Genomic DNA, 1156 nt, shown 5'->3' with positions numbered 1-1156 from the left:
GGGCGACAACGGCACCCGCTCCGGACGCTCCACCGCCACCAACGCGCGCCGGTCGCCCGCGCCCTTCAACGGCTCCAACCGCGCGGCGAGCGCGGCGACGGTGGGGCTCTCGAAGATCAGCCGCGCGGGCACCCGCGCCGCGATGGCGGCCCCCAACCGGGCCGCGACCTGCGTCGCGATCAGCGAGTTGCCGCCCAGCTCGAAGAAATCGTCGTCCGCGCCGACCGGCGCGCCAGGACCGAGCAGTTCGGCGAACACCTCGCCGACCAACTCTTCGAGCGGGCCGACCGGCGCGCGGAACACCTTGGTCTGCAACCGCGGCGCGGGCAGCGCCTCGCGGTCCAATTTGCCCACCGGAGTCAGCGGGATCTCGTCCAGCACCATGACGACCGTCGGCACCATATGCGCGGGCAGGCTCTGCTCGGCGAACGCGGCCAGTTCGGCCGCGTCGGCGTCCATCCCCGGCGTGGCGTGCACGTAGGAGACGAGAATGGTCGCGCCGCTGTCCAGGTGGTGGCCGACGGTGACGGCGAAATCGACCGTCTCGTGCGCCGCCAGCACCGCATCGATCTCACCGAGCTCGATACGGAAACCGCGAATCTTCACCTGGAAGTCGTTGCGACCCAGGTACTCCAACTCGCCATCCGGCGTCCAACGCACCAGATCACCGGTGCGATAGAGGCGTGACCCATGCGCGTCGAACGGATTCGCCACGAAGCGGGACGCGGTCAGTCCCCGCCGTTCGTGATAGCCGCGGGCCAGTTGCGCACCGGCGATGTACAGCTCCCCCACGACACCGCTGGGGACCGGGACCAACCGCTCGTCCAGCACGTATTCGGTGACGGCCCGGATCGGCGCGCCGATCGTCACCGGTTCCCCCGGCACCAGTGGCGCGCTGATGTTCGTCATGATCGTGGTCTCGGTCGGGCCGTACCCGTTGAAGAACTCACGGGTGCGCCCACCCGACACCGGTAGCACCCAGCGCCGCACCAGCTCCGGCGGGCACGCCTCGCCACCGGCCACCACCACACGCAACTCGTCCAACCCCGCCGGATCCACCGACGCCAGCGCGGCCGGCGTCACGAACGCGTGGGTCACGGCCTCCCGGCGGATGAGGGACGCGAATTCCTCGCCGCCGAACACCGTGGGGGACGCG

1 protein-coding gene is annotated in these 1156 nt (G+C 70.8%); it reads right to left on the bottom strand.

From position 1 onward, the window contains the following. Nucleotides 1-1156, bottom strand: a 1156-nt coding sequence (locus tag ACL03I_RS39340) for a non-ribosomal peptide synthetase (RefSeq protein WP_412808646.1), incomplete at both ends; no start/stop codon positions are given.

It is taken from the genome of Nocardia sichangensis, assembly GCF_047200615.1.
Lineage (GTDB): Bacteria > Actinomycetota > Actinomycetes > Mycobacteriales > Mycobacteriaceae > Nocardia > Nocardia sichangensis.
This window is presented reverse-complemented; position numbering and strand designations above follow the sequence as displayed.